4 protein-coding genes are annotated in these 2104 nt (G+C 43.2%); all 4 read left to right on the forward strand.

Going from position 1 to position 2104, the window contains the following annotated elements; all coding sequences use genetic code 11:
• The coding region (locus tag RMO35_RS17430; RefSeq protein WP_309742590.1) for a hypothetical protein at positions 1 to 317 on the forward strand (317 nt) is incomplete at its 5' end.
• Between the two features lie 213 nt (positions 318 to 530).
• Entirely contained in the window at positions 531 to 770 is a 240-nt protein-coding gene (locus RMO35_RS17435) for a CsbD family protein (protein ID WP_309742592.1), read from the forward strand.
• A 285-nt stretch (positions 771 to 1055) separates the two neighbouring features.
• On the forward strand, positions 1056 to 1235 hold the full coding sequence (locus RMO35_RS17440) for a hypothetical protein (RefSeq protein ID WP_309742594.1): 180 nt from the start codon (positions 1056 to 1058) through the stop codon (positions 1233 to 1235).
• 51 nt (positions 1236 to 1286) lie between these two features.
• A partial coding sequence (locus RMO35_RS17445) for a PRC-barrel domain-containing protein (protein ID WP_309742596.1) occupies positions 1287 to 2104 on the forward strand: 818 nt, incomplete at its 3' end.

The raw sequence follows: 2104 nt of genomic DNA on the forward strand, positions 1-2104 counted from the left end.
CCGATCGCCAGCAGCAATCTACTGGGCGATTGCATACGATTACCGACGCATGTGCGGCAATGAAAGATGAAATTGCTAGTGAGGCACAACAAATGATTTGTGGCGCAGAAAAGACGGGCAAACCGCCTACTTTTACTGAGGCTTGCTCGACGATGAAAGAGCAGATGGCTGATGAAGCTCAGCACATAGTTGGGGTTCCATCTAGTACCGTCGTAGGTGCTGACGAAGCTAAATCTTTGGAGCGCGATCTGCCTCATAGCCAGCAGATCGAGCAAGCTAAAATGGCACTTAAAGAAGCTAGTTGGTTCGAGCAATAAACTTAATTAATACTATCTTCTGACTGTTATTAGTAGCAGTCAGATTTTTTATCGGAGCACGATTTTTAGGTATCTGTCGATCGGTAGATATCCAAGCGATGAATTAAGAGTTGTGCCTACCGATCGAGCTAAGCCAGTCTATTACTTTTAGGAGAGAGAAATTTTAGAGAACGATCGTATATTTAAAACAGTTAAAACAACTAGGCACAGATTATGAGTATTGAAGATCGCGCTAAATCAACAGCCCAAGATTTAGAAGGCAAAGGTCAAGAAGCAATGGGTAAAGTTACTGGTAGCTCCCAAGATGAAGTTGCTGGACAAGCTAAACAAGGTGCTGCCAAAGTTGGTAACGCTATTGAAGATGCCAAAGATAAAATCGCTGAAAAAGCTCAAGAACTTGGCGATAAAGTGAAAGATGGCATTGACAACGCGAAGAGAGAAATGAATAAGTAACTTTAACTAGTTGCTCTTAACAAGTGCTTGGTATTTTATTTTGATGACTTAGGTACTACTGGTACCTAAGTTTTTGTCGTTTATAGGAGTTACCGATCGCGTCCAAATAGCAATCGATAAGTTCGAGTAAGTTAGGTAAGAGTCTCGGTGGCTCATAGCATAAGTATAATCTACCTAATTGGGCAATTAGTTAGTTAATTGTTATCTCGATCGAGCGATGACGATCCCCAACCGAACTTGATAAGATTGATGTCATGAAGTGTATCGATAATTGTAATAAATCTCATGCCTAGACTAATCGGCAAAACATCCAAAGCACCTTTGTATACATTGATGGCATTACTAGTGGCCACTGCTGTTGTTTCGGCACTGGAATCTGCGGGTGAGATCGATCTCATCCCTGGATATGGTAGAGATAATCCGACGATGAGACTGCCGGGTAGTCAGTATCCGCGATCGTATTAGACAGCTAAAAATCACTTAATTTATTCATCATTTAATAGGAATATATCCGTCGTGCGCAAGGGAAAAGATATCATTGGTAAGCCAGTAATTGCCTACGATTCTGGTGAAAAGGTCGATAACGTTATCGATCTGATTTTCGACCAAAATGACAATAGATTATTAGGCTTCTTAGTGAAGGAAGGGGGCTTGTTTGGCGGTGCTAAAGTATTGCCGCTGTATTTAGTCAAAGCAATTGGCGTGGATGCAATTATTATTCCCGATCGCGAGGCGATCGCCCCATCGAAAAATTATGCAGATATGCACAATATTTTGCATAATAACAACATCTTAAATGGCACTCGGATTATGACCACCGACGGTCGCAATTTGGGTAAGTTAATTGACTTCTATTTTGATGAAACTTCTGGCATCATCGAAGGCTATGAAACCTCTGGCGGGTTATTTGCCGATGCTTATTCGGGTCGATCGTTTGTGCCTGCTCCCAAGACGCTCAAAATCGGTCGCGATGTTGCCTTTGTGCCAGTCGAGACAGTTGCACTCATGGAAGAACAAGTCGGTGGCTTGAAAGCGGCAATGCAAACTGCTGGCTCTAAAATCCAGGAAACTGCCCAAGTCGCAGGTACTAAAATCCAAGAAACTGCCCAAATCGCAGGTACTAAAATCCAAGAAACCGCTCAAATCGCAGGTACCAAACTCCAAGAAACCGCTCAAGTTACGGGCGAAAAACTACAATCAGCCGGACAAACAGCCAATAGTCGCCTCACCGATGCGATCGTCGATCGATCGGCGCAGAAGCAGTTTGTAGTGGGTAAAGTGGCACAACAAACAGTCATCGATTCCGATGCTAATCTGTTTGCCAAGGCAGGTAC

This window comes from Chamaesiphon sp. OTE_20_metabat_361 (genome assembly GCF_031364565.1).

Bases quoted from the DNA above. Each gene is read 5' to 3' on its own strand.
- RMO35_RS17440 (WP_309742594.1), top strand. From the start codon at position 1,056: ATGCCTAGACTAATCGGCAAAACATCCAAAGCACCTTTGTATACATTG.
- RMO35_RS17435 (WP_309742592.1), top strand. From the start codon at position 531: ATGAGTATTGAAGATCGCGCTAAATCAACAGCCCAAGATTTAGAAGGC.